Source organism: Tissierellales bacterium (assembly GCA_025210965.1).
GTDB lineage: Bacteria > Bacillota > Clostridia > Tissierellales > JAOAQY01 > JAOAQY01.
The window spans coordinates 50,846-76,917 of sequence record JAOAQY010000072.1 but is presented as its reverse complement, the minus strand read 5'-3'; the positions used below and the strand labels follow the sequence as shown (position 1 = coordinate 76,917).

Here is a 26,072-nt window from a genome sequence, read left to right as displayed (position 1 = left end):
GAAACGAGGGGCTTGTATTTAAAATAAAAATACCGAAGATTGAGAGGGATTAATATGTCGTATATTACTATTGTAGCGGTTTTACTTGCTATGACAGCTACAATAAGTTATCTTAATGATAGATATTTAAAATTACCTACAACCATAGCTATGCTTACTGGAGCAATAGTGATTAGTATGGTTGTAGTAGTGATGCAAAAAATGGGCTGGACAGATTTTGGGGGATTTTTGATTGATATTATAAAGCAAATTGATTTTTCAAAGATATTGCTCGAAGGTTTATTAGGTTTTTTATTATTTGCTGGAGCGATACATGTTGGAATCCATGATTTACAAAGAGATAGCAAGATATTGATCTTTTTAGTTAGTATATGTATAGTAGTGGCTACGCTAATATATGGTGTCATAATTTTTGTAGGATTTAATATTATAGGAATAGAGATAGATTTTTTGTACTCTTTGATATTTGGAGCACTTATTACACCAACAGATCCGATTGCAGTAATGGCTGTATTATCAAAGATAGGACTTCCAAAGCGTTTGGAAAATTTGATATCGGGAGAATCACTATTAAATGATGGTGTTGGTTATGCTGTTTTTGCAATTTTACTTGGACTTAAAATGAATTTGGATAGCTTTGGAATACAGAGTGGTGGAATGCTTTTAGTGAAAGAGATTTTTGGGGGAATACTGCTTGGAGTTATTGTTGGAACAATAGCATATAGATTATTGAAAAGAACAAAATCAACTATAACAGCTGTATTTATAAGTTTAGCAGATATAATGGTTTGCTTTGCAATAGCAGAAGCGTATCATTTTTCTGGGCCACTTGCAGTAGTTAGTAGCGGTATATTGCTTAGTAGTTTAATAAATCATATTACCGTAATAAGGGAAAAGCATTCCGAGTATAAAATTTTCTGGCATATACTAGATAGTTTATTAAATGGATTTTTATTTTTACTCATAGGGGTTCAGATGCTTATTATTGATTTTAATATTAAAATTATAATTGGATCTCTGATAGCTATATTTGCAAGTTTAATAAGTCGATTTATAAGTGTTAGTATACCTATAATACTATTTAGAGCTAATGATGAAAAGATTGATGCACGAACAATTGACTTGATGAAATTACTTACATGGGGAGGTTTGAGAGGTGGATTATCACTTGCTATGGCGATGAGTTTACCCGAAAGTAATTTGAGAATGTCTATAATTGCAATTACATTTGGAGTCGTATCCTTTTCTATAATAATTCAAGGACTTACTATTGGCAAGATGTTTAAGTATAAAAAATTATTAGAGATATCTAAAGTTTAAATTTAAGAAACGCAAAAATTGTATTGATTACAATTTCTGCGTTTTTTATGTTTTGGAAATTAATTATAGGGGTAAAGATGATACGAATATGATTAAGAGGGGGCTAATTTATGAAGAGAAGACAGAGTTTTTTATTAATATTGTCGATGGTTGTTTTGTTATTGATAGTAGGATGCAGTGAAAAGTCAGCAGAAGAGAAAGAATTGGTTGTAGGGATGGAACTAGCGTATCCGCCTTTTGAAATGACTGATGCTGATGGAAATCCAACTGGAATAAGTGTTGATTTAGCAAAGGCATTAGGTGAAGAATTGGGTAGAAATGTTAGAATTGAAAATATGGCATTTGGAGGACTATTACCAGCACTTCAGACAGGGAAAATTGATATAATACTATCATCTATGACAATTACAGAAGAAAGAGAAGAAGCGGTAGACTTTACTATACCGTATGCAAATAGTTATCTTGCACTTTTGATTAATAAAGAATCAGAAGTTAACGAATTTAAAGATTTAGATAAAGAGGGTCTCGTACTAGCTGTGAAAAAAGGCACGACAGGTCATCTATATGCTCAAACACATTTAGAAAATGCAACTATAAATGTATTTGATAAAGAAACTGCATGTGTACTGGAAGTGACACAAGGAAAGGCAGATGCATTTATTTATGACCAGATGACAATCTACAAAAATTGGAAAAACAATGAGCAAACTACTAGATTGAATTTAGAACCATTTCAAGAAGAAAATGAAAAGTGGGGTATGGCTCTAAGATCAGATGACGATGAACTTAGAGAAAAGGTAAATGCGTTTATCGAGAAATATAAGGAAAATGGTGGTTTTGAAGCATTGGCTGAAAAATATTTGAAAGAACAACAAGAATTATTTAAAAAACTAAATATACCTTTCTTTTTTTAAATAGTTAGTTTTTATCTAGAGAAGTCACAAAACTAGGAGACAGAATATGGATACATTAAAAAGATTTTTTTTGAAAAACGAAGATGGAGAATACTATTCTAAAAATATTGTTTATTTGAATTGGGCAATATTGATAGGCTTATTATTAATAGCGGCTGCTGTAGCATTTAATAGGCTAGGATATAATACGAGATGGTATACAGTATATGAGTATCGTAATAAATTCATAATTGGTTTTAGAATTACTGTCTTGATTAGTTTCTTTTCCCTATTACTTAGTTTGATACTTGGGATGTTATTCGCACTTGCAAGGCATTCGCGAATAATATTGTTAAATCAAATAAGTATTTTTTATGTTGGATTGATAAGAGGAACGCCTTTTTTAGTGCAAATATTTATGGGTTTTTATGTTATAGGGACAGCTCTGAATATAACAAACAGATATATAGCGGGAGTTCTAATACTTTCAATATTTTCAGGGGCTTATGTTACTGAAATTATAAGAGCTGGTATAGAAAGCATAGAGAATACTCAAATAGATGCAGCTAAAGCGCTTGGATTTAAGAAAATGCAGATGTATAGGTATATAATAATGCCACAGGTCATCAGAAGAATACTTCCCCCATTGGCAGGTCAATTTATTTCACTAGTCAAGGATTCATCTTTGTTATCTATAATTGCTGTAAATGAATTTACTAAAAATTATCAAGAAGTTGATTCTATTACATTTGCGATGATTGAGAATCTTACAGTGCTGGCCATAGGATATTTGATATTAACTATACCTATGTCATATTTGGCTAAGTATTTAGAAAGGAAGTATAACTATGAATCTTAAAATAGAAAATCTTACTAAAAGTTATCAGGGAAAGGTTATACTAGACAATATAAATTTTGAGATGGATTCTCTTAGTTCACTTGCTATAATTGGACCATCAGGTGGAGGAAAGTCAACACTACTTAGAATTATTGCTGGTCTAGAAAAGCCTAGTTCAGGATCTATTTGGATAAATGGATCAAAATTAGAATATAAAGAGAAGTCAATCAGAGAATATAGGAAGTCTATTGGAATGGTTTTTCAGTCTTATAATCTATTTCCACATCTGACTGCTATTGAAAATATTACTTTGCCAATGAGGGTTGTGCATAACAAAAAAGCAGATATGGCAGAAAATGAAGCTCTTGATTTATTGCAAAGATTTCAGCTATCAGAGCATAAAGACAAAAAGCCTCATCAGCTATCTGGAGGACAAAAACAGAGGATCGCTTTAGCTAGGGCATTGGCTCTAGATTCTGATTTTTTGCTTTTAGATGAACCTACATCAGCACTAGATCCAGAACTTACAAATGAAGTGCTAGATATGATGCGAGACTTAAAGAACAGTGAAAAACAAGATTTGATACTTGTTACACATGAAATGGGATTTGCACAAAGAGCGTGTGATGAAACTATGTTTATAGTAGATGGTAAAATTGCAGAATATGGTAAAAGTAAAGAAATTTTTAGTAAACCCAAAAGCAATACATTGAAAAGATTTTTAGAAAAAACATTTGAATGGCAATAAAAAAGATTAGTCCTAAATACACAGGACTAATCTTTTTTTGTGCACAAATTTATTTCGAGAAAATTCTCTCCTTTATGTAAGAGAGAGATGAGTAAGTAGGTTTTGTGATGGCAAAGGTTACTCAACCGCTATTAGATTTACATCAGAAACACCTTCGATTGATGCTATGCCTTGTATTAAATCATCTAACTCTATGGAAAGATGAGTCATATCAAAAGTTATAGAAACTGAAGCATGCCCATGAATTGGTATATCTTGATGAATAGTTATTATATTACCAGATTGACTTGCTATATATGATAGAACTTCATTTAGAATGCCAGGGTTGTGAGTCAATCTAAAATTGATAGAAACTTTTTGGTGGTGAGTTGTTTCACTTAGAGTAAATATACTATCTTTATATTTGTAAAATGTGCTTCGGCTAATTCCGACTATTTTGACTGCTTGGGAAATGTTTTCTGCTTGCCCAGAATCTAGCAGTCTCTTTGCGATTACTACTTTTTCAAATGCTTCAGGCAATATTTTTTTTTCGACAACCAAGTATTTTTTTTTCATAACCAAAACACTCCTTCTGTGATTAACATTGCAGAGCGCTAACTCTACTATACTAATTATAAAGTTTATTTTGAAAGAAATCAAATTTGAAAACAATATATAAATATACTTTCGTAAAATCTAAATATTAAGATTATTTAATATGCCATAAGATATTGCAAAAAAGTAATAGAAATGTTATCATAGTTTAAAATACATTAGGGGGAATTCACATGAAAAAGAATAAAATCATAAAAAAGTTATTAGTACTTAGTTTGGCAGCATCAATGTTATTTTCTCAAACTGCAGTTTTTGCAGAAAAACCTCTTCCAAAGAGAGCAGAAGTTGGAGAAGCATATAAGTGGCAATTAGAAGACATATACAAGACTAATGAAGATTTTAAATCAGATGTGAAAAAATTAAGAGAAGAGTATATTCCAAAGCTGAAGGCGTTTAAGGGGAAACTAAATTCAGCAACTCAATTAGCTAATTATTTCAAATTGGATGAGGAAGCATCATATATAATAGAGAAAGTATACATGTATCCTAATTTGATGTCTGACTTAGATCAGTCAAATGCAACTGCAACAGAGCTAGTTGGAATGGCAACAGGTGTATATAATGAATATTTAGCAGCAACTTCATTTACTACACCAGAGATATTAAACTTAGATTCTAAAAAATTAGAAAATTTGAAAAAAGATAAAAAATTAGCTGTATACAGTCATCATTTAGATGCATTGATTAAGAAAAAAGAACATATCTTATCCGAGAAAGAGGAAACACTACTTGCATTAGCGGGAGAGCTGAGCGAAACTCCAAATGATATATTTGATAAGGTAACTTTAGCTGATTTTCAAAAAGCAAAAGTTAAAGATAAAGAAGGAAAAGAAATTGTACTTACTAATTCAGCTTATAGAAAAATATTAGAGTCTGATGATAGAGATTTTCGTAAAAGGGCGGCACTTGCTAGAGGAGAATCGTATAAAAAAGTTAATAATACTTTAGCAGCGACTTATGCTGGTGAGATAAAGAAAAATATATTCTTTGCGAAAGCTAGAGGATACAACTCAGCTCTAGAATCTTCATTAGCTGCGGAAAATATCTCAAAAGAAATATATGAAAATTTGGTAAATGCGGTTAATAAAAATTTAGCACCTTTACACAAATATTACGCAGTCAAAAAAGATGTATTGGGCTACGATGAATTACACGGTTACGATAATTCAGTATCTTTGGTAAAAGATTATAAATTAGAGTATACTTATGATGAAGCTGTAGCTATGATTCTTGAGGCGCTGAAACCTTTGGGAGAAGAGTATCTAAATCAGTTTAAAGAAGGAATTGAGAGCCGTTGGTTAGATGTGTATGAAGATGATAAAAAATATACAGGTGGATATAACTGGGGACCATACGGAGTTCATCCATATATCTTACTTAATTATGACAATTCTCTAGATTCGGCTTTGACATTAGCACATGAAATGGGTCATGCATTAAATTCTGTTTATTCAGATAAAAAGCAAGCATATATAAATGCAGATTATTCTATTTTTACAGCAGAAGTTGCATCAACAGCGAATGAGCTTCTTGTTATGGATTATTTGATAAAGAATGCAAAGAGTGATGATGAAAAGCTTTACTTGTTGAACAAGCAAATTGAAAATATAAGAGGAACTGTTTATACTCAAGTTATGTTTTCAGAGTTTGAGCAAAAATCGCATGAATTGGTTGAAGCTGGAAAAGCATTGTCTCCAGAGGTGCTAAATAATTTATGGATGGATATAATGAAGAAATACTATGGTGAGAGCTATACGTTTGATGAGACATCAAAATATGGTTGGAGTAGAATACCACATTTTTATATGAATTTCTATGTATACAAATATGCTACTAGCATTTCAGCTGCGAATGAATTAGTTAAGAATATTGTGGATGAAAAAGAGGGTGCCACAGATAAGTATTTAGAATTCTTAGCGGCAGGAGGTTCAGATTATCCAGTTGAAATACTAAAAAAAGCTGGAGTGGATATGTCAAAAACTGAAGCTGTAGATAATATCTTAGTTTATTTTAACGATTTAGTGAATCAATGGGAAGAATTGTTAAAGAAACAGAATCAAGAAAAAAGTGTTCAAAAAGATGTAAAAAGTGCTTAATATATTTTCTAAGCACTGAGCTATTTCTATTGATGTAGTTAGATATTGGCTACGTATAGTTAGCGAGATTGAAAATAAGTAATTGCTTTTAAAAAGAGGATACTTTGAAATGGATAAAAAGCTATTTCAAGGTATCCTTTTTAATTCAAAGAGAACAAAATCTTAAAAAATATTAAGGAATGCTGCAATATCAAAAGCTATTAAGATATGGTAAAATAAATATAGGGGGTGTTGCGAATATGACACAATTTAGAAAAGGCAGATTGGCTTTCATGATTTTAGCAATTACACTAGTAATAGTGTTGTTTCATGTTAGCTACCATTATGCATTGCTTAGAGATAGAATATCACTTCTTTGGGGAGAACCACAAAAAATTGATGAAGTTAGTTTAGAAGATCAAATATTTTTGGAAAATTTAGATGAAATGAAATACATAAAATTAACTCAAGATGGAGATGTATTCGTCTATAAAATATCAGATGAGGGAAAAATATTAGATGATACAATGGAAAAATCTAAGATTTTAAATTATGATAAATCTATTTTTAAGTATGATGTACAGTATTTAGCAGGAAGTATTTATTATATAAAGAATGATAATTTGTATAAGGCAAATATATTAGATCAAAAAGATTTGATAGAGCCAGAAATTGTTACAAAGGATTTAGTTGAGAAATTTAATCTTTATAAAAATGATGAGGTTTACATTGGATATTTAAGTGGAAATGAAATAAAAATATTAGACAAAAATTCAAAAGAGTTATCGAGTATGTCGTTTGAAAACAAGCCAATAAATTTTGATTTTGTTATGAGAGATTCAGCCATAGAATTATATACAATAGAGCCTGACAATTATAGGCATGATGTGGTTAATCTTTATAGTGATAAATTAGAAGAGAGTGGTGGTTATAAGAAAATTGATGAGATAGACATTTTAGCAGGAGATAAAGTATATAGATTAGATGCACTTGCAAATGATTCGGCTACGTATATTAGTTATTCAAAACTTAGTAAAAAAGAAAGTTCCAATATAGGGGATTTCTATTTGAAAAAAATTAATCCAGAAACATTGAGTTATCATGAACTTAAACTGTTAAATGGTGAAAATAGCAGAATTGATAGATTAAACAAAGATTATAAAATAGCTATATATGATAATAAAATACATGTATTTTTAGCAGCTTTAGATTTGGAAAATGATTTAAGTAAATTTTCAGATATAGTAGATTTGACTATTAATCAAAACTTGAAAATAGAAAACTATGAGATGACATCGACTACTTATGAATATTCTAGGATTTCTGATGTTATAGAGACTGAGTCGGGAAGTTATTTGTTGATAAAGGAATTAAATACAGGAAGCTACGATGTAAAGATTAATTCAAATGGTCCTAAGTATATGGCTCAAAAAGAGATTCCAAAAGAGTCTATAAAAGGTGCAATTATGCAAGGTATGTTGTCACCTATGTATTCTATTATGCATATATTTATAAATACGATCAAAGTTGTGATATTTATGATTGCGCCAGCAGCATTAATGGCAGTTATATTTACGAAAAAAAGAATAGTGGATGAAAAACTAAAATTTAGACTTTTATATGGATGTTTTTCACTAATATTTATATATGATTTTAAGACAACGTATATGGGATATAATACCTTGAAACACGCACCAGATTTGCTAAAGAATGGATATATGGGTATTTTAGTTCCAGCTATAATTTTGATAATAGGCCTAGGACTAGTGAATTACTATACAAAAAAAATTCATGAAGAAGCTGATTATGTTGAGAGTTTAGTTGTTGGAATTATGACAAGCATATACATCGCAACTCTAATGTATGCACCTCTTGGCTATATAAAAATAATAATGACACAGGGCTAAAATAGATTAAATTTCTTTTATTATTAATGTAAGAAACCACCAAATATTGGGTATAGTAATAATAAGAAGGAAGTCTAGGAGGTGATCACCATCGCTAAGCCAATAAAAATTATAGATTTTAATAAAAAGAAAAAAGAGTTGTTGAAAGAAAAAGGAAATACGCCGGGAACAGATAATTTAAACTTTATATTTAACAAAAAAAATGTTAAATGGATCGTAGGAATGGTGATTCTTTTTCTAGTAGTTTTGTTTGGAGTGATATTTAGAGCTATTTGATGAATAGGAGATAGAGGGTAGAATTTTTACTACCCTCTATTTTTGATTGGGATGAGGAGAGTTTTATGAGTTATGATATAGAATTTAATTTAGGAGTTAGACAATTAATAGAATTTACCCTTGAGAGCGGTGATATTGACCAGAGATACAAAAGTAGTGTGAGAGCACTTGAAGGTACTAAAATTCATCAAAAATTACAAAAAAACTTTTCGAAAAATGAGAATTATATTTCAGAAGAACGAATTGAAACATTTGAAGTAGTTGACGGTATGAAATTCAAAATAAGTGGTAGAGTAGATGGAATCTGGAAAGAAGAAGAGGGCATAGTCATAGAAGAAATAAAATCGACAAAAAGTGATTTAGATGAAATTGACGAAAAGTATAATTTGCATCATTGGGCACAAGTGAAAATGTACGGGTATATGTATTCGAAAGAAAATAAGTTAGATAATATAAAAATAAAATTGCTATATGTAAATGTAGAAACGGAAGAAACAAAATCATTTTTGAGAGAATATAGATTTGAGAAACTTAAGAAATTTTGTGATGAATTATTGTCAAAGTACGCAATTTGGGCAAAGAAGATTCATAAGTATAAGTCAATTAGAGACGAAAGTTTGAGAAATTTAGATTTTATTTACCCTAAATACAGAAAGGGTCAGCGAAATTTGATGGTCGGCGTTTATAGAAGTATAGAACAGAAAAAAAATATATTGGTCGAAGCTCCGACCGGAATTGGCAAAACGATATCTACGCTTTTTCCTGCAATTAAGTCGCTATCTACAATGAAACTAGACAAAGTGTTTTATGTTACAGCTAAAGGGATTGTTAGAAAGGTTGCAGAAGATACATTGAATGAGTTATTTGATTCTGGTTCAAGAGTTAAATTTCTAACATTGACAGCTAAAGATAAAGTATGTATAAACGAAGAAACTATATGTAATCCTGAAAAATGTAAATATGCTAAAGGACATTATGATAGAGTTGGAGAAGCTAGAGAAGATATATTAGAACATAATTTTGCTATAACGAGGGAAAAAATAGTAGAGTATGCTTTGAAATACAATGTGTGCCCATTTGAATTGCAACTTGATATATCACTCTGGGTGGATATTATAATTGGAGATTATAATTATATATTTGATCCAAAAGCTTACCTGAGAAGGTTTTTTGAAGATGATGAAAGGCAATATGTGTTTTTGGTTGATGAAGTACATAACTTGATAGAGAGATCTAGAAATATGTATAGTTTTGATATTAAGAAGACTAGTATATTAGAAGTTAGAAGAGTTATTGGAAAGTATAATAAGAGAGTTTATAGCAAAATTTCAAAGCTTAACGAAAAAATGCTTGAATTTAGAAGAGAACTTCAAGAAGAGGATAGTTTAGAAAAAATAATAGAGGTTGATATAGAGGCTTTATACTACGATTTTTTTAATATAACAATAGCACTAGACAAATGGCTACAAGAAAATCGTATAAATAAAGATTATAATATAGTTTTAGATTTTTATTTTAAATGTCATGACTATTTGAGACTTTATGAATATTTTGATGATACTTATGTTTCAAGGGTAGAATTAGAAGAGAAAAATGAGCTTATATACCATTGTCAATGTCTAGATACTTCAAAAATTTTAGAAAGGATGTACGAAAGAGCGTGCTCTAGTGTGTTATTTTCAGCGACGCTAAAACCGATGCGATATTATAAAAATTTATTGGGTCTAAATGATGGACTTCATATGCAACTAGATAGTCCATTTGATAGAGAGAATATAAATGTTCACGTAGTAAATAGCATATCAACATATTATAAAGAGCGCAGATATTATTATTCGGAGGTTGCAAAATTGATAAATGATATGTGCAAGGATAGTATGGGAAATTATTTGGTTTTTTTACCATCATTCGAATATATAGATGAATTAGAGGCATATTTAGGTAAAATAAGCCATGATATTGTAATTCAAAATCGTGGAATGAAAGAAGACGAGAGAGCAGTTTTTATAGAAAGCTTTAAGAAAATAAATGAAGAACGTGGAAAACTAGGTTTAGCTGTTATAGGCGGATTATTCTCAGAGGGTGTGGACTTTAGAGGAGAAGAACTAATTGGGGTCATGGTAGTTGGAGTTGGCATGCCAAAGATAACATATGAGAGAAATGTACTAAAGGAATACTATGAGGAACAATACGGTGCTGGTTTTGATTATGCTTATATATATCCAGGGATGAACAAGGTATTGCAAGCTGGAGGTAGATTGATTAGAACAGAAACGGATAAAGGCGATTTGTATCTTGTAGATAAGAGATATGGTAGAGTGAAATACTATGATTTGTTGCCCAAACATTGGAAATAGATTAAATATTTTTAAGTTTGGATTAAAAATAATTGGGTATTATTGGAATGTTTGCAGAATTGTGTTAGACTTTATTTATAATTATCAAAGGAGGAAAATCTATGTATAAAGAACGTTATGATTTTTGGCTAAATAATGATTTTTTTGATGAGGAAACTCGAATTGAATTACGAGGAATTTCAAAGGACGAGAAAGAAATAGAGGATAGATTTTATAAAGAATTAGAGTTTGGTACGGCGGGGTTACGTGGTAAAATAGGTGCAGGAACAAACAGAATGAATAAATACATAGTTGCTAGAGCGACCCAAGGATTAGCTGAATTAATTTGCTCAAAAGGTAAAGAGGCTATGAATAGAGGCGTTGCTATAGCGTATGATTGCAGGCATTATTCAGATGTTTTTGCAGAGACTGCAGCATTAGTGTTAAATGCCAATGGAATAAAATCGTATTTATTTGATGAATTAAGACCAACACCCGAGTTATCATTTGCAGTTAGAAGATTAAATGCGATATCTGGAATCGTAGTTACTGCTAGCCATAATCCACAAGAATACAATGGATACAAAGTGTATTGGGAAGAAGGAGCTCAGATTTTACCAGATACAGCTGATGCTATTACAGAAAATATCCTTAAGATAAAGGATTTTTCTAAAATTCCTATTATGGAAAAAGAAGAAGCTATTGAAAAAGGTTTGCTAAATATAATAGGCAAAGAGATAGATGATGAATATATAGATAGAACTAAAGCTCTTTCACTAAGAGATGCTGAGATAGACAAGAGTTTGAAAATCGTATATACACCGCTAAATGGAACAGGAAATAAACCAGTTCGAAGAATACTTAAAGAAAGAGGATTTGAAAATGTCTATGTAGTAAAAGAACAGGAAATGCCAGATCCTGATTTTACTACAGTTGGTTATCCTAATCCGGAAGATGTAAAGGCTTTTAAATTGGCAGAAGAATTTGGCAGTGAAATTGGCGCTGATATTTTAATTGCTACTGATCCTGATTGTGATAGACTTGCAGTGGAAGTTAAAATAGATAATGGATATAAGGCGTTAAATGGCAATCAAACTGGCGCTATATTAGTAAATTATGTATTGGAAGCTAATCAAGAAAAAGGAACGTTACCTTCAAATGCTGCTATTGTAAAATCAATAGTTACAGGGGATTTGTCTACGGCTATATGTGATTCATATGGTGTGAAAATGTTTGAAGCATTGACTGGATTTAAAAATATATTTGCTTATGCAAATATATGGGATTCGACTAAAGAATACAAATTTATGTTTGGATATGAGGAAAGTATAGGTTTCTGCGTTGGTGATTTAGTTAGAGATAAAGATGCGGTTAATTCGGCAATGTTTTTAGCAGAAGCAGCTGCGTATTATAGAACAAAAGGAAAGACCTTATTAGATGTATTAGATGATTTGTATGAAAAACATGGGTATTATAGGGAAAATTTAGTTTCTCTTGTTCTAGAGGGTATTGAAGGGGCAGAGCGAATAAAGAGAATGATGGAATCATATAGAAAAGACTATCCAATTCAAATCGAAGATATGAATCTTGTGAGATATGTTGATTTTAGAACTTCGGATGATGTAGATGTGAAAAATAATGAAAGGCGTTTGACGGATATTCCGAAAACAAATGCTGTAAAATATTATTTGGATGACGGCTCATGGTATGCAGTGAGGCCATCAGGAACAGAACCAAAAATAAAAATATATATGTATAGTAAAGCTGATGATTTGGTGAAAGCCGAAGAAAAGCTAAAACAAATAGAAACAACTGTTATGGACAAACTATATAGTATAGAGTAAACTAGTAATCGAAGGGGGAAACCTCTTCGATTTATTTGTGAAGAGGTGGGAAAATGAAAAAGAGATATTATATTTTAATGATAGGTATTAGTTTGATGTTGGTAGGGTGTCAAAAAGAGGTAGCTCAAGAAGAAGTAAATGCTACGACGCCTCTTGTGGCAGAAACTGTAGAGGTGGATACAAGTGATATAGAGATGCCTGAGGAAAAAGAGCGAGTTCTAATTGATTTAGAATCAGAAGATTTACAAGTGTTGCAAGAAAAACTTAGAAAGTTAAACTATAAATTAGATGTAGATGGAAACTATGATGAATCTACACAAAATGTCATAAAAGAAATACAAAGTAGCGAGTTATTTGTTGATAATGATGGTAAATTAGATGAAAAAACTTTAGATTTTATAGAAGGCGAATATGCAGAGAGGAATGTAAGTAATCCAGATTCGTTAGACGTATTAGTGAATAAAAAGTACTTTTTAGATGAGAACTATGAGCCAAAAGATTTGGTGATTCCATCTGTGCCATTTGCAATTGGTGAAATGAAAATGCGAAAGGAAGCATCAGAGGCTCTTGAGGGATTATTCAAAAAAGCTAGCGAAGAAGGCATAACATTGATAGCAAGATCAGGATACCGTTCATATAAGACACAGGTGCAATTATTCAATAGGTACGTTAAAAATCATGGATATGATGAAGCTGTCAAATTTAGCGCTAAACCAGGACAAAGCGAACATCAAACAGGTTTAGCAATGGATATAACTGCAGATAGCGTAAAAAGACAACTTAAATATAGCTTTGGTGATACTGTTGAAGGAATTTGGACTGCGGATAATTGCCATAAATTTGGGTTTATAGTAAGATATCCAAAGGATAAGACAGATATAACAGGATATAATTATGAACCATGGCATTTGAGATATTTAGGAGTGGACTTGGCAACAAAGGTTTATGAAAGTGGTTTGACGTATGAAGAGTATTTAGGAAAGTAAACAAAAAATGGAGCCAATTGGCTCCATTTTTTATTTATTAAAAGTGGTATTTAATTGAACTTCGGAATGTTCATTTAAAAGTGATTGCTTCATTATCCATAAATCGTAAGATAAATCGATAAAATATCTGTGAGGATTTTCAAAACGTAATATTTCATCCCAAAGTCTATTAACTTCCTTTTCACAATAATCTCTGATTTCGTTTACTGCTGGAGATGTATAAACCTGTTTTCCATTTTTAAAAACGGGAACTAGCAACTCTTTAGCATAGAAATTGTCAAGCTTTTTTCTTTTCCAAGTATGAATTGGATTGAAAAGAATATATGGCTTTGTATCGTCTATAGATTCATGGTCTAAAGTTATTAAATCAGCAATAGCTTTGTTATTTTCTTTATTGTAAAGTCTGTATACTTTTTTAGCACCAGGTGTTGTTATCTTCTCAACATTAGCGCTTACTTTAATTTTAGGTACAACTTTGCCATCTTTTTCAACAGCAACTAATTTGTATACACCACCAAAGACAGGTTCAGATTTAGCTGTTATTAATCGTTCTCCTACTCCAAATGTATCTACTTTTGCATCTTGAAGTATTAAATCTCTTATTATATCTTCATCAAGTGAATTCGATACGACAATTTTGCAATCTGAATATCCTGCATCATCAAGCATAGTTCTTGCTTTTTTTGATAGATATGCTATATCTCCACTGTCAATTCTGATGCCTTGAGGTCTAAATCCAAGAGGTTTTAAAACTTCATCAAAAACCTTTATGGCATTAGGAACTCCACTTTTCAGAACATTATAAGTGTCAACTAGCAATGTGCATTTTGAAGGATATGTCTCAGCATAAGCCTTGAATGAATCATATTCAGTGTCAAAAAGCTGAACCCAGCTATGAGCCATAGTTCCACCTGCTGGAATACCATAGAGTTGTTCGGCTATAGTACAAGCAGTGCCTACAGCGCCGCCAATATAAGCTGACCTTGCACCTACAACAGCAGCATCAGCTCCTTGAGCACGTCTAGATCCGAATTCGATAACCGGTCTACCTTGAGCAGCACGAACAATTCGATTTGTTTTTGTAGCTATTAATGATTGATGATTTACAATCAAAAGAATCATTGTTTCAACAAGCTGTGCTTGAATGATTGGTCCCTTTACTTTGACGATAGGTTCGTTTGGGAATATTGGAGTACCTTCAGGTACTGCCCAGAGATCACATTCAAATTTAAAATTTCTAAGATACTCTAAAAACTCGTCCGAAAACATTTTTTTGCTTTTTAGATAATCGATATCATCATCTGAAAATTCTAGATTGTTGAGATAATCAATTAAGGGTTGAAGACCAGCCATGATAGCAAAACCACCTTGGTCTGGAATTTTTCTAAAAAACATGTCAAAATAAACAATTTTATCCTTCATATTTTTTTTGAAATAGCCATTAGCCATAGTGATTTCGTAAAAATCAGTCAACATGGCAAGATTTCGAGTATACATATAATTTTCCTCCCATTAATTAGTTCTCATATTATATAAATAAAGAACTATTTTTACCTTAAAATTGTAATTCCTTATTAATCATATATTATTAATTAGATAATATCAAATGATATTTATGAGATAAATTGGTTGATTATTTTTTGTCAATATAAAAGAGAGCCAAGGGCTCTCTTCTTTAATCTTTTTTAAGAATTTCAGTAAGGCTACTAGCAAGTCCAGCCATGCTTTGAAGTTCTGACGGAATTATTAATTTAGTAGCTTGTCCATCTGCAACTTTTTCAAGAGATTCTAAACTCTTTAAAGTCAGTACTGGTTGAGTTACACCTACTTGTTTAATCATTTCTAGTCCAGTCGCAGTTGCTTCTTGTACTTTTAAAATTGCTTCTGCGCGACCTTCAGCTTCTCTTATAGCAGCTTCTTTAGATGCTTCGGCTTCTAGAATAGCAGATTCTTTTTTACCTTCAGCTCTAAGGATAGCAGAGCGTTTCTCACCTTCAGCTCTAAGTATAGATTCTCTTCTTTCACGCTCAGCTTTCATTTGTCTTTCCATTGCATCTTGAATTTCAGCTGGTGGAATTATGTTTTTAAGTTCTACACGGTTTACTTTAATACCCCATGGATCTGTAGCTTCATCTAATATACTACGCATTTTAGTATTTATAGTATCTCTAGATGTAAGTGTTTCATCCAATTCTAATTCACCAATGATATTCCTTAATGTAGTAGCTGTAAGGTTTTCTATAGCAGCTAGTGGTCGTTCAACGCCATAAGTATAAAGTTTTGGATCAGTAATTTGATAGTAGACTACAGCGTCGATTTGCATTGTTACGTTATCTTTTGTGATAACAGGTTGAGGTGGAAAGTCAACTACACGTTCCTTTAAAGAAACTTTATTAGCTACAGAATCAATAAAAGGAATTTTTACATGAAGACCAACGCTCCAAGTACCTTTGTAACCACCTAACCGTTCAATGATAAAAGCATTAGCTTGAGGAACTATTCTTATATTAGATACTACTAAACCTAATACTAAAAGAATAAGTACAATTGTTGAAATAAGACCTGCCATTTAAAATCACTCCTTTTCTTTTATTATTAATTTGACACCTTCAATTTTTTCTACAATTACGATAGTACCAGCTGGGACTACTTGATCGACAATGTTTCTTGCAGTCCAAGTTTGCCCATTTATATATGCGAGACCCTGAGCTTCGATATTGTTGATATCTTCCTTTACCAGAGCTTCTTTACCAATTAAGCTGTCTATATTTGTTTTTTCACTACCAACTTTAAGATATTTTTGTACAAAAGGTTTTGTAAATATAAGTAGAAGTATTGAAGTTATTAAAAATACGACAATTTGAACCATGGTACTCAAGCCAGTTAGTGCAACAAAGAAACTAATTAAAGCAGCTAAAGCAAACCAAATAGTGGTGAGGTTTAGGCTAAGCAATTCTATTATCGCTAGTATAACCGCAAGAACAAGCCATGCTATATAATATGGAAAGGTCATCATAGCGCTACCTCCTTTCATCTAGATAGTATTGTGATAGCAAAATTTACTAGCTAGCACATAATAATTTCTATTCGATATTATACCACAGCATTCAAAAAAGGAATCAAAAAGAATGCAAATATAAGAAATTTATAAGAAAGGAAAAAATATCGACTAGAAGTATTGAATTTTTTAGGGGAAATGGTATAATAATTAAGCATGAAGTTTAGTAAGAATAAACTTAAAGTTTTGCTATGATAAACATTTGGAGGTGCCGTATGCAAATTACTATGGAACAATTGAAAGCGATCGCGGATAAAATAAAAGAGGAAAATATCTACAATTTAAGATATTTCAAGGCTGAGCTGGATAAGATTTTGGGAGAGGAATATGCAAACATATATATTCCGTTATTCAAATATATTTTTGAAGAGTTAAAAATATATTCAGATGCAGATGTAAAAAAAGCATCAGATGAACAATTAGAGAAAATTGAGACTTTCATAAATGAATACGAAGACGGACGAGATATGAATTTTGTTTATGCTAGTCGTATGTAAAGTCTTTTACCTCGGTTTTTTACCGAGGTAAAAATTTGCTTTTTTTTAACCAAAAACACGTGTAAATTTGAAAAAATAGGATGAAAAGGAGTCTGATTTGTGGATATAGGTAAGAAACTAAAGGCTTTGAGACAAATGAATATGTTGACTCAAGAGGAGTTAGGAAATAGGTGTGATTTGACAAAGGGCTTTATTTCACAAGTTGAGAGAAACTTAACATCTCCATCAATTTCCACATTTATAGATTTATTGGATTGTTTGGGGACAACACCAACTGAATTTTTTTCGGTAGTAGATGATAAGATTGTTTTTACTCAAGATGATATCTTTGAGCAAGAAGAAAAAAATTATAAAATAAAGTGGTTAATTAGTAATGCACAAAAGAATAAAATGGAACCGATTTTGCTTGAAATTGAACCAGAAAAATCCTACAAAAAAATAGAGCCATTTGAAGGAGAAGAATTTGGTTATGTGCTTTCTGGCAAACTATTGCTTAGATATGGCAAAAAAGATTATGAACTAAAAAAGGGTGAGTGTTTTTATTTTACAGCTAAAGTAGATCATATTTTAGAAAACAAATGGAAGAAAAAAGCTGTCATATTGTGGGTTTCAACCCCACCTAATTTTTAAACAATTATGAATGGAGGATGATAGATGAAATGCCCTATTATTGCATTGAAAAATGTTAAAAAAGTTTATGATAACGATGTGATTATAGAAAATTTGAATTTGTCTATTAGACGCAATGAGTTTATGACAATACTTGGTCCAAGTGGTTGTGGGAAAACTACGACATTGAGGATGATTGGCGGTTTTGAAGAACCTACGAGCGGAGAAATCCTTTTTAATGGGGAAAATATAAATGATGTACCACCATACAAAAGACAAATAAATACAGTATTTCAAAAGTATTCATTATTTACTCATATGAATATTTTTGAAAATATAGCATTTGGACTTAAAATAAAGAAAATTCCTAAAAATGAGATTAAAGATCGCGTTAATAAAATGCTAAAATTAGTTAATTTAGAAGGTTATGAAAATAGAAGTGTTGAATCTTTAAGTGGGGGACAGCAGCAAAGAATAGCTATAGCTAGAGCATTAGTAAATGAACCAGAAATACTATTGTTAGACGAACCTCTTGGCGCATTAGATTTAAAACTTAGAAAAGAAATGCAAGTAGAACTAAAAAAGATGCAACAAAAATTAGGCATAACTTTTATATATGTCACACATGATCAAGAAGAGGCACTTACAATGTCAGATACTATAGTGGTTATGAATGATGGTAAGATACAGCAGATGGGAACAGCTGAGGCAATATACAATGAGCCAGAGAATCATTTCGTTGCAAAATTCATTGGCGAAAGCAATATTATAGATGGGATAATGCTGAGTGATTATAAAGTATTTTTTGCTAATAAAGAATTTGAGTGTGTGGATAAAGGGTTTGAAACTAATGAGAATATAGAAGTTGTGATAAGGCCAGAAGATTTTATAGTATCCAGTTCAGAAGGTATGTGGAAGGCTAAGATTATTTCAAAGAGTTTCAAAGGAGTACACTATGAAATAATCGCAGATGATGGTGAAAATCAATGGATGATACACACTACGAATAATTACGACAAAGGTATGAGTATTGGGCTTAGCATAGAACCTGATAATATACACATAATGAAGAGGTAAGCTGATGAGAAAATATTTTGCATATCCATATATTATTTGGTGTAGTTTGTTTATACTATGTCCTTTATTTATAGTGATAGTATTTAGTTTGATGAGTGTTGACTCAAACGGGGATATTGTAATTTCAATGTCTAATTACACAAGATTTTTTGAACCATTATATTTGAAAGTATTTGTAAGGTCATTGTTATTAGCTGGATTATCTACTCTATGCTGTTTGATACTTGGCTATCCTATGGCGTGGATACTTTCACAGATGAAAGAAAAAACAAGAAAGATAGCCGTAATTTTATTCGTAATGCCTATGTGGATGAATTTTTTACTTAGGACGTATGCATGGCTTGCGATACTGAGTAGAAATGGGCTAATTAATACAGTTTTGAAGTCGTTTAATTTACCAGAATTAAACTTACTATTTAATGATGGTGCGGTAATGCTTGGAATGATATATAATTTTATTCCATTCATGATACTACCCATATATACGGTTTTAAGTAAAATGAATAAAAATGTGCTAGAGGCAGCAGAAGATTTGGGAGCAAATAAATGGGTTAAATTTAGAAAAATAATATGGCCATTAAGCATACCAGGAATAATTTCTGGTATTACTATGGTTTTTATGCCTGCGGTAAGTACATTTGTTATTTCAGCACTTTTAGGTGGAGGACAGTATATGTTAGTCGGAAATCTAATAGAGCAACAATTTAAATCGGCTGGCGACTGGTATTTTGGCTCTGCAATATCAATTATTATGATGATTGTAATAATTATTTCAATGGCAGCAATGACTAGATATGATACTGATGAAAGTGGGCATGTATTATGGTAAAAAAAGGAATTAGCCGTTTTTATATGGCACTTATGTTTTTATTTTTGTACGCTCCTATAATAGTTTTGATTGTATTTTCATTTAATAGTGAAAAAACAACAGCACATTGGACAGGGTTTACATTTGACTGGTATAGGCAGTTGTTTCATGATAGACAAATCATGAAAGCGCTGTATTATACTGTTAGCATAGCAGTTTTAGCATCGGTTATATCTACAATAGTTGGAACATTTGCAGCTATGGGATTGTACAAAATGAAAAGGAAGCCTAGAAAGTTTTGGCTAACAGCAAACAATTTGCCTATATTGAATCCGGATATAGTAACTGGAATTGCTATTATGATTTTATTTAAGTCAATAAAAATGGAGTTTGGATATTTAACGCTTTTGTTGTCACATATAACATTTGATATTCCGTTTGTGATAATTTCTGTATTGCCTAGACTTAGGCAAATGCCAAAAAGTATGGTAGAGGCAGCACTAGATTTAGGTGCAACACCAATGTATGCACTTAGAAAGATTGTGCTTCCAGAAATAAAACCGGGTATTATAACTGGATTTTTGATAGCATTTACGATGTCAATAGATGATTTTGTAATTAGCTTTTTTACGACTGGGAAGGGAGTTACAAATTTGTCCATAGTTATCTATTCTATGGCCAAGAGAGGAATAAATCCCAAGATTAATGCCCTTTCTGCGCTTATGTTTATAGTGGTGTTGCTTTTATTATTGATAATTAGCTTTAGGGATACTAAAGTTAAGAGAGTAAATAAATAATATAGGGGTGATTTTTTTGAATAAAAAACTTGTAATGATTTTATCTTTTTTTGTGAGTTTGATTATTTTTACTGGATGTGGAAATTCAGATGAGAGAGTATTGAATGTATATAATTTTGGAGATTATATTGATGAAACGTTGCTAGATGAATTTGAAGCAGAGTATGGCGTGAAAATAAATTATGATACATATGCAACGAATGAAGATATGTATTATAAAATAAAGCAAGGTGGCGCAAACTATGACTTGATATTCCCATCAGATTACATGGTTGAGAGAATGGCGAAAGAAGATTTGCTTGAAAAAATTGATATAAAAAAATTAGAAAATATTGGAAATGTTGGGAGCAATTTTTTGGGATTATCATTTGATCCTGAAAATGAGTACTCAGTGCCATATCTTTGGGGAACACTTGGTATAATATACAATACTAAAACAGTTAAAGAGCCCGTTGATTCATGGTCAGTATTGTGGGATTCTGCATATAAAAAAGAAATATTGATGTATGATTCATTAAGAGATACTATGGCGGTTGCACTCAAAAAATTAGGTTATTCTATGAATACAACTGACTTAAATGAACTTGAGGAAGCTAAAAACTTGTTGATAGAGCAAAAACCTTTAGTGAGAGCGTATGTAGGGGATAATGTCAAGGACATGATGATTGGCGAAGAGGCTGCATTAGCTGTTGTATATTCTGGAGAAGCTATGTTTATGATGGAGAATAATCCTAATCTTAAGTATATAACTCCGAAAGAGGGTACTAATTTGTGGTTCGATACTATGGCAATACCAAAAGAATCTGAAAATAAAGAAGAAGCTATGTTGTTTATAGATTTCTTGTTGAGAGCTGAAAGCGGCAAGAAAATCGTAGACTATATAGGATACTCGACTCCAAATGACAAAACATATGATTTACTTGATTCGGAAATTAAAGAAATTCCCGGAGCATATCCAGAAGAATCGGTAATAAAAAAGAGTGAAGTGTTTATAGATTTAGGAGAAGCACTTAAAGATTATAATAGAATTTGGACTGAAATTAAAGTTCATTAAAAGACGCAATTTGCGTCTTTTTATTTATAGATAGGAGGAATGAAAATGGATTTAAATTATGTTTTAGAAAGAATGAATGAAATGGTGAATGAAGTATCTAAATATCAGCTTGATAACTACAGATCAAAGAATTTAAAGATAGACAGAAAATCTACACAAACTGATCTGGTTACGGAGGTAGATAAAAAATCAGAGAAGATGATTATTGATAAAATAAAAGAGTTTTTTCCACTCCATAATATATTAACTGAAGAAACAGGCACAATCGGTACTGGTAGCGATTATACTTGGATAGTAGATCCCTTAGATGGAACAAATAATTTTGCATGCGGAATTCCAATATTTGGAATATCTATAGCGCTTGAATATAAAAATGATATAATAGCTGGAATAGTTCACATGCCGTATTTAAAAGAGACATATTGGGCTACAAAAAATAATGGATCGTATTGTAATGGAAATAGAATAAGTTGTGGAGCAAAAAAAGAATTGATAGAATGTATGGCTGCGACGGGTTTTCCATATGATAAGCATATAAACGATGAAAATAATTTAAATGAAATAAATAAAATGATACCTGCGGTTAGAGGTATTAGAAGGTTGGGAAGCGCTGCGTATGATTTATGCTTAGTTGCACATGGAATATATGATATTTATTGGGAAATGGGAATAAAAAAATGGGATGTAGCAGCTGGACAAATAATAATTGAAGAAGCAGGTGGAAAAGTTCAATATATAGAGAATAAGCGAGATATTTCATTGATTGTAGGAAACGCTCAAATAGTTGAAATTGTTAGAAAGAAAATAAATTGGTAAAAATTCATATAGAATTAATAGTCTTGTAGGGTTTAGATTTTTAAACACTTGAAATATAGATGAAAAGTGCGTTGTAAGATATTTACAACGCACTTTTTTAGTTCTATTTTGAGTTATATTCAAAAAAGCTGGGTACATATTAATTGGCGAGGGGGAGATTTTCATATTATAAAAGGATGGTGAGCTTATGCTAAAGAACAAGCGAATAGGGACAAAGATTGCTATGGGAATAGGAATTATGGTATTGGTAATAGCTGTTGTTATGGGTGTAGTTTTTGTAAGCATGAATGGAATAAAGAGTGACTCGATTAGGATGGCGGATGAGTACATAGAAGAGGTTCGCATTGCGACATCGCTTGAAAGTCATACGAGAGATATCATGTATGGTATGAGCAATTATGCATATTCTGAAGAAAGTGCATATTATGATGATGCTATCAGAGCTATAGAATTAACAAAAGAAGATATAGCTCAGGGAAAATCACTCGTAGAAAAATACCCACTTTTGGTAAAATTGAAAGAAGGGCTTGTGCAAGCAGAGACCAACTTAGAAGTGTATGAAGGGCTCATAGCAGATACAAAAAATGCTATAGAACAAAAAGATGAGGTTAGAATAGTTGCTGATAGTTCAGCTGCATTATTTGTAAAGAATGTCAATGATTATTTAGCTAGTCAAGATACTAAGTTGAAATCGCAGATAAGAGTGGCAGAATCTTCTAATGCATTAATTTCAAGAGTTGACAAAATTGCTGAGATGAATGATGTTCTAGATATTGGAAATGAAATTAGAATAGCTAATTTTAAAGCTCAGTCGACTGGTGATGTTTCTCATTATGAAGGAATAGAAAATAAATTTAATGAAATTGATAGAATTGGAAATATGATTAAAAGTGACACAAGTCAGTCAGCAAATTTAGATCAATTAAGTAAAGTAGAGAGTTCTATGAACAATTATCATGAATCTATAAAGAATATGATAGTTATACAATCTAAAATGTTAACTCTAAAAGAAGAAAGAGGAGCTGCTGGAAATGCTATGCTAGAAAGTGCAAAAAATATTTCTAATGCTGGTTTAACATTATCAGTAGAAAAAGCACAGTCATCGGTAAATTCTATAAGTTCAGCTATAGTCACTATGATTATAGGATTTATAATAGCTATAGTTCTTGGTGTAATAATCAATGTATATATAATCAAGAAAATAGTTTCAGATGTCAAGAAAATAACTGAAGCAGCTCAAAAGTTAGCTGTTGGAGATATAGAAGCTGATGTAAACATAGATTCTAATGATGAAATTGGGATGCTAGGGGACGCATTCGATGAAATGATTAAATCTATTAGAGAACAGGCTGATATAGTTACGAATATGTCACACGGTAATTTACAACTAGAAGTAAAACCAAAATCTGAAAAAGATATATTAAATGTTGGTTTAAAAGCAGCTGTAGAAAAAATCAATGCAATTATCGATGACACAAATGAATTAATTGATAGCGCTGTTAAAGGTGATTTGACTGCAAGAGCTGATGAAGAAAGACATGAAGGCGGATACAAAAAAATAATTGCTGGAATAAATACTATGTTAGGTGCAGTAATTGAACCTATTGAAGAAGCGGGAGATGTACTCGAAAAAATGGCAAAAGGAGATTTTTCAGCCAGAGTAAAAGGCGATTATAAAGGTGATCATGCAAAAATTAAGAATTCACTAAATAGTTCTATGATTGCAACACAAGAAATGATAAAAGATGTAGTTAAGATGCTAAATTACATGGCAGATAAGGACTTTAGTCAAAAAGTAACTAAAGATTATGCTGGTGATTGGAATAAGATAAAATTAGCATTTAATACTATATTATCACAATTAAATGATGTTTTAGATGAGATAAATATAGCAGCAGAGCAGGTTGCAACAGCGTCTAGACAAGTGTCGGATTCTAGCCAAACATTGTCTCAAGGATCTACAGAACAAGCTAGTAGTATAGAGCAAATTACTGCAAGTATTACAGAGATAGCAGAACAAACTAAAGAAAATGCTCTAAATGCTAATAAAGCAAGTGATTTGTCTGTATCATCTAAAACAGATGCAGCAGAAGGTAATGTTCAGATGCAAGAAATGGTTGGAGCGATGGCAGACATTAAAGAATCATCAACTAATATTTCTAAAATCATAAAAGTAATAGATGATATTGCCTTCCAAACAAACATACTTGCACTAAATGCAGCTGTAGAAGCGGCACGAGCTGGAGAGCATGGTAAAGGCTTTGCAGTAGTTGCTGAAGAGGTCAGAAATTTAGCAGCACGAAGTGCTGATGCGGCTAAAGAAACTACAACACTAATAGAAGAGTCTATACTCAAAGTAGATGAAGGAACGAAGATTGCGAATGAGACGTCTGAATCACTCAATAAGATTGTTGAAGGAGTTGGAGAGACTGCAGAAATAGTAGGGGGAATAGCAAAAGCATCTAATGAACAGGCATCTGCTATAACTCAAGTTAACGAAGGTGTATCACAAGTATCTAAAGTAGTTCAAATGAATACTGCTACATCTGAAGAAACGGCAGCGGCAAGTGAAGAAATGAATTCGCAGGCTACTTTGTTAAGAGAGAGAGTTTCAGAATTCGAATTGGCGAAAGTATATAGAAATACAACAAATAATTATACACAAAATTACGATGATAAACCTGCCCAAGTGGAAAATATAGCAGAACCTTTGAATCAACCAGATATTGAAATAAATCTTGATGATTCAGAATTTGGCAAATATTAAGGTTGTTGGAGGTTTGATTAAAAACTAATAATGGGTACAAAATTTCATGTAAGATTGATTGGAATTTTGTACCCATATTATTCTAATTATCGAAAAAACAATAGTCTTTTGATAGTAAATTATCTTAGCAATATATTTTATTTTTCAAATATAGTTATCTCAAATATTATTTATTTGGGATAATTTTTTTAGTTAATTAAAAATAAATTAGGGTATGGAATAGAAGGATGAATTTATTTATTAAGGAGGGATTTCATGAGTGATAAAAATATGCAAGCACAATTGATAAGTGTACCCGATTTGCCAAAGGAGTATTATGATGAACTGAAATTATTTATTGATCAATTAGAGGAAAAAGAAGGGAATCTTATAAAGGTGTTGCATAAGGCTCAAAAAATATTTGGCTATTTACCGAGAGAAGTACAACTATTTATTGCTAAAGAATTAGATTTATCAGGAGCAGAAGTTTTTGGAGTTGTTAGTTTTTATTCTTATTTTAATACTAGACCAGAAGGAAGACATAGATTAAGTCTTTGTATGGGAACGGCATGCTTTGTTAGAGGAGCGGATAAGGTAAATCAAAAGATACAAGATATATTAAATATAAAAGTTGGAGAAACTACAAAGGATTTTCATTTTACTCTCAAAAATATAAGGTGTATAGGAGCATGTGGGTTGGCTCCAGTACTTATGGTGGACGATAAGGTTTATGGAAATGTTACAGAAGATGATGTAGAAAGAATATTGAACGAATATATGGAATAGGGGGATT

Annotated in this window: 23 protein-coding genes; 19 read left to right on the top strand and 4 right to left on the bottom strand. The window is 31.5% G+C overall.

Features of this window, described 5'->3' with window-relative positions; all coding sequences use genetic code 11:
• The first annotated feature begins 54 nt into the window (after positions 1–54).
• The 4 genes from N4A40_05325 (at position 55) to N4A40_05310 (ending at position 3,799) form a co-directional block, all read left to right on the top strand.
• On the top strand, positions 55–1,320 hold the full coding sequence (locus N4A40_05325) for a sodium:proton antiporter (GenBank protein MCT4661265.1): 1,266 nt from the start codon (positions 55–57) through the stop codon (positions 1,318–1,320).
• Positions 1,321–1,430: 110 nt separating this feature from the next.
• Positions 1,431–2,234, top strand: coding sequence for a transporter substrate-binding domain-containing protein (locus N4A40_05320; protein ID MCT4661264.1), 804 nt, complete (start codon positions 1,431–1,433; stop codon positions 2,232–2,234).
• Positions 2,235–2,280: 46 nt separating this feature from the next.
• Positions 2,281–3,072 carry an amino acid ABC transporter permease gene (locus tag N4A40_05315; protein MCT4661263.1) on the top strand — a complete coding sequence of 264 codons (792 nt, stop codon included), beginning with the start codon at positions 2,281–2,283 and terminating at the stop codon, positions 3,070–3,072.
• Entirely contained in the window at positions 3,062–3,799 is a 738-nt protein-coding gene (locus tag N4A40_05310; protein MCT4661262.1) for an amino acid ABC transporter ATP-binding protein, read from the top strand. Before N4A40_05315 ends, N4A40_05310 begins: the two co-directional genes overlap by 11 nt.
• Before the next feature lie 117 nt (positions 3,800–3,916).
• Here N4A40_05310 and N4A40_05305 read toward each other — a convergent pair whose 3' ends face one another.
• A complete protein-coding gene (locus tag N4A40_05305) occupies positions 3,917–4,354 on the bottom strand; it encodes an ACT domain-containing protein (protein ID MCT4661261.1) in 438 nt (145 codons plus the stop codon).
• 212 nt (positions 4,355–4,566) lie between these two features.
• On the opposite strand from N4A40_05305, the gene pepF reads away from it, so the two are divergent.
• From pepF to N4A40_05275, 6 genes are all read left to right on the top strand, one after another.
• Positions 4,567–6,489 carry an oligoendopeptidase F gene (gene pepF / locus N4A40_05300; GenBank protein ID MCT4661260.1) on the top strand — a complete coding sequence of 641 codons (1,923 nt, stop codon included), beginning with the start codon at positions 4,567–4,569 and terminating at the stop codon, positions 6,487–6,489.
• A gap of 239 nt (positions 6,490–6,728) precedes the next feature.
• Positions 6,729–8,375 carry a hypothetical protein gene (locus tag N4A40_05295; protein MCT4661259.1) on the top strand — a complete coding sequence of 549 codons (1,647 nt, stop codon included), beginning with the start codon at positions 6,729–6,731 and terminating at the stop codon, positions 8,373–8,375.
• 81 nt (positions 8,376–8,456) lie between these two features.
• Positions 8,457–8,651 (top strand): hypothetical protein, encoded by a 195-nt coding sequence (locus N4A40_05290; GenBank protein ID MCT4661258.1) that lies wholly within the window; start codon positions 8,457–8,459, stop codon positions 8,649–8,651.
• A gap of 65 nt (positions 8,652–8,716) precedes the next feature.
• Positions 8,717–11,008: an ATP-dependent DNA helicase gene (locus N4A40_05285; GenBank protein ID MCT4661257.1), complete on the top strand. Its 2,292-nt coding sequence runs from the start codon at positions 8,717–8,719 to the stop codon at positions 11,006–11,008.
• Positions 11,009–11,109: 101 nt separating this feature from the next.
• Positions 11,110–12,831 (top strand): phospho-sugar mutase, encoded by a 1,722-nt coding sequence (locus tag N4A40_05280; GenBank protein ID MCT4661256.1) that lies wholly within the window; start codon positions 11,110–11,112, stop codon positions 12,829–12,831.
• Between the two features lie 53 nt (positions 12,832–12,884).
• Entirely contained in the window at positions 12,885–13,817 is a 933-nt protein-coding gene (locus tag N4A40_05275) for a D-alanyl-D-alanine carboxypeptidase family protein (protein MCT4661255.1), read from the top strand.
• 30 nt (positions 13,818–13,847) lie between these two features.
• Here the strand turns inward: N4A40_05275 and N4A40_05270 are convergent, their stop codons facing one another.
• The 3 genes from N4A40_05270 to N4A40_05260 form a co-directional block, all read right to left on the bottom strand.
• On the bottom strand, positions 13,848–15,314 hold the full coding sequence (locus N4A40_05270) for a nicotinate phosphoribosyltransferase (protein MCT4661254.1): 1,467 nt from the start codon (positions 15,312–15,314) through the stop codon (positions 13,848–13,850).
• 178 nt (positions 15,315–15,492) lie between these two features.
• Positions 15,493–16,386 (bottom strand): SPFH/Band 7/PHB domain protein, encoded by an 894-nt coding sequence (locus N4A40_05265; protein MCT4661253.1) that lies wholly within the window; start codon positions 16,384–16,386, stop codon positions 15,493–15,495.
• Positions 16,387–16,392: 6 nt separating this feature from the next.
• The gene (locus N4A40_05260; protein ID MCT4661252.1) at positions 16,393–16,833 is read right to left on the bottom strand and encodes an NfeD family protein; all 441 of its coding nucleotides are present in this window, start codon (positions 16,831–16,833) and stop codon (positions 16,393–16,395) included.
• Positions 16,834–17,090: 257 nt separating this feature from the next.
• Between N4A40_05260 and N4A40_05255 the strand changes: the two genes are divergently transcribed.
• The 9 genes from N4A40_05255 (at position 17,091) to N4A40_05215 (ending at position 26,065) form a co-directional block, all read left to right on the top strand.
• A complete protein-coding gene (locus tag N4A40_05255; GenBank protein MCT4661251.1) occupies positions 17,091–17,372 on the top strand; it encodes a hypothetical protein in 282 nt (93 codons plus the stop codon).
• A 99-nt stretch (positions 17,373–17,471) separates the two neighbouring features.
• Positions 17,472–18,002: an XRE family transcriptional regulator gene (locus N4A40_05250; protein MCT4661250.1), complete on the top strand. Its 531-nt coding sequence runs from the start codon at positions 17,472–17,474 to the stop codon at positions 18,000–18,002.
• A gap of 24 nt (positions 18,003–18,026) precedes the next feature.
• Positions 18,027–19,058 (top strand): ABC transporter ATP-binding protein, encoded by a 1,032-nt coding sequence (locus N4A40_05245; protein ID MCT4661249.1) that lies wholly within the window; start codon positions 18,027–18,029, stop codon positions 19,056–19,058.
• Positions 19,059–19,062: 4 nt separating this feature from the next.
• On the top strand, positions 19,063–19,887 hold the full coding sequence (locus N4A40_05240) for an ABC transporter permease (GenBank protein MCT4661248.1): 825 nt from the start codon (positions 19,063–19,065) through the stop codon (positions 19,885–19,887).
• Entirely contained in the window at positions 19,881–20,663 is a 783-nt protein-coding gene (locus N4A40_05235; GenBank protein ID MCT4661247.1) for an ABC transporter permease, read from the top strand. Before N4A40_05240 ends, N4A40_05235 begins: the two co-directional genes overlap by 7 nt.
• Before the next feature lie 7 nt (positions 20,664–20,670).
• Positions 20,671–21,717: a spermidine/putrescine ABC transporter substrate-binding protein gene (locus N4A40_05230; GenBank protein ID MCT4661246.1), complete on the top strand. Its 1,047-nt coding sequence runs from the start codon at positions 20,671–20,673 to the stop codon at positions 21,715–21,717.
• 45 nt (positions 21,718–21,762) lie between these two features.
• Positions 21,763–22,533, top strand: coding sequence for an inositol monophosphatase (locus tag N4A40_05225; protein MCT4661245.1), 771 nt, complete (start codon positions 21,763–21,765; stop codon positions 22,531–22,533).
• A gap of 187 nt (positions 22,534–22,720) precedes the next feature.
• Complete coding sequence (locus N4A40_05220; protein ID MCT4661244.1) at positions 22,721–25,300, top strand: methyl-accepting chemotaxis protein; 2,580 nt, start codon at positions 22,721–22,723, stop codon at positions 25,298–25,300.
• Positions 25,301–25,555: 255 nt separating this feature from the next.
• Positions 25,556–26,065, top strand: coding sequence for an NAD(P)H-dependent oxidoreductase subunit E (locus tag N4A40_05215; protein MCT4661243.1), 510 nt, complete (start codon positions 25,556–25,558; stop codon positions 26,063–26,065).
• Positions 26,066–26,072 lie beyond the last annotated feature (7 nt).

Bases quoted from the DNA above. Each gene is read 5' to 3' on its own strand.
- N4A40_05220 (MCT4661244.1), top strand. From the start codon at position 22,721: ATGCTAAAGAACAAGCGAATAGGGACAAAGATTGCTATGGGAATAGGA.
- N4A40_05260 (MCT4661252.1), bottom strand. From the start codon at position 16,833: ATGATGACCTTTCCATATTATATAGCATGGCTTGTTCTTGCGGTTATA.
- N4A40_05325 (MCT4661265.1), top strand. From the start codon at position 55: ATGTCGTATATTACTATTGTAGCGGTTTTACTTGCTATGACAGCTACA.
- N4A40_05280 (MCT4661256.1), top strand. From the start codon at position 11,110: ATGTATAAAGAACGTTATGATTTTTGGCTAAATAATGATTTTTTTGAT.
- N4A40_05275 (MCT4661255.1), top strand. From the start codon at position 12,885: ATGAAAAAGAGATATTATATTTTAATGATAGGTATTAGTTTGATGTTG.
- N4A40_05265 (MCT4661253.1), bottom strand. From the start codon at position 16,386: ATGGCAGGTCTTATTTCAACAATTGTACTTATTCTTTTAGTATTAGGT.
- N4A40_05215 (MCT4661243.1), top strand. From the start codon at position 25,556: ATGAGTGATAAAAATATGCAAGCACAATTGATAAGTGTACCCGATTTG.
- N4A40_05235 (MCT4661247.1), top strand. From the start codon at position 19,881: ATGGTAAAAAAAGGAATTAGCCGTTTTTATATGGCACTTATGTTTTTA.
- N4A40_05310 (MCT4661262.1), top strand. From the start codon at position 3,062: ATGAATCTTAAAATAGAAAATCTTACTAAAAGTTATCAGGGAAAGGTT.
- N4A40_05320 (MCT4661264.1), top strand. From the start codon at position 1,431: ATGAAGAGAAGACAGAGTTTTTTATTAATATTGTCGATGGTTGTTTTG.
- pepF (MCT4661260.1), top strand. From the start codon at position 4,567: ATGAAAAAGAATAAAATCATAAAAAAGTTATTAGTACTTAGTTTGGCA.
- N4A40_05270 (MCT4661254.1), bottom strand. From the start codon at position 15,314: ATGTATACTCGAAATCTTGCCATGTTGACTGATTTTTACGAAATCACT.
- N4A40_05245 (MCT4661249.1), top strand. From the start codon at position 18,027: ATGAAATGCCCTATTATTGCATTGAAAAATGTTAAAAAAGTTTATGAT.
- N4A40_05240 (MCT4661248.1), top strand. From the start codon at position 19,063: ATGAGAAAATATTTTGCATATCCATATATTATTTGGTGTAGTTTGTTT.
- N4A40_05285 (MCT4661257.1), top strand. From the start codon at position 8,717: ATGAGTTATGATATAGAATTTAATTTAGGAGTTAGACAATTAATAGAA.
- N4A40_05295 (MCT4661259.1), top strand. From the start codon at position 6,729: ATGACACAATTTAGAAAAGGCAGATTGGCTTTCATGATTTTAGCAATT.
- N4A40_05305 (MCT4661261.1), bottom strand. From the start codon at position 4,354: ATGAAAAAAAAATACTTGGTTGTCGAAAAAAAAATATTGCCTGAAGCA.
- N4A40_05315 (MCT4661263.1), top strand. From the start codon at position 2,281: ATGGATACATTAAAAAGATTTTTTTTGAAAAACGAAGATGGAGAATAC.
- N4A40_05255 (MCT4661251.1), top strand. From the start codon at position 17,091: ATGCAAATTACTATGGAACAATTGAAAGCGATCGCGGATAAAATAAAA.
- N4A40_05225 (MCT4661245.1), top strand. From the start codon at position 21,763: ATGGATTTAAATTATGTTTTAGAAAGAATGAATGAAATGGTGAATGAA.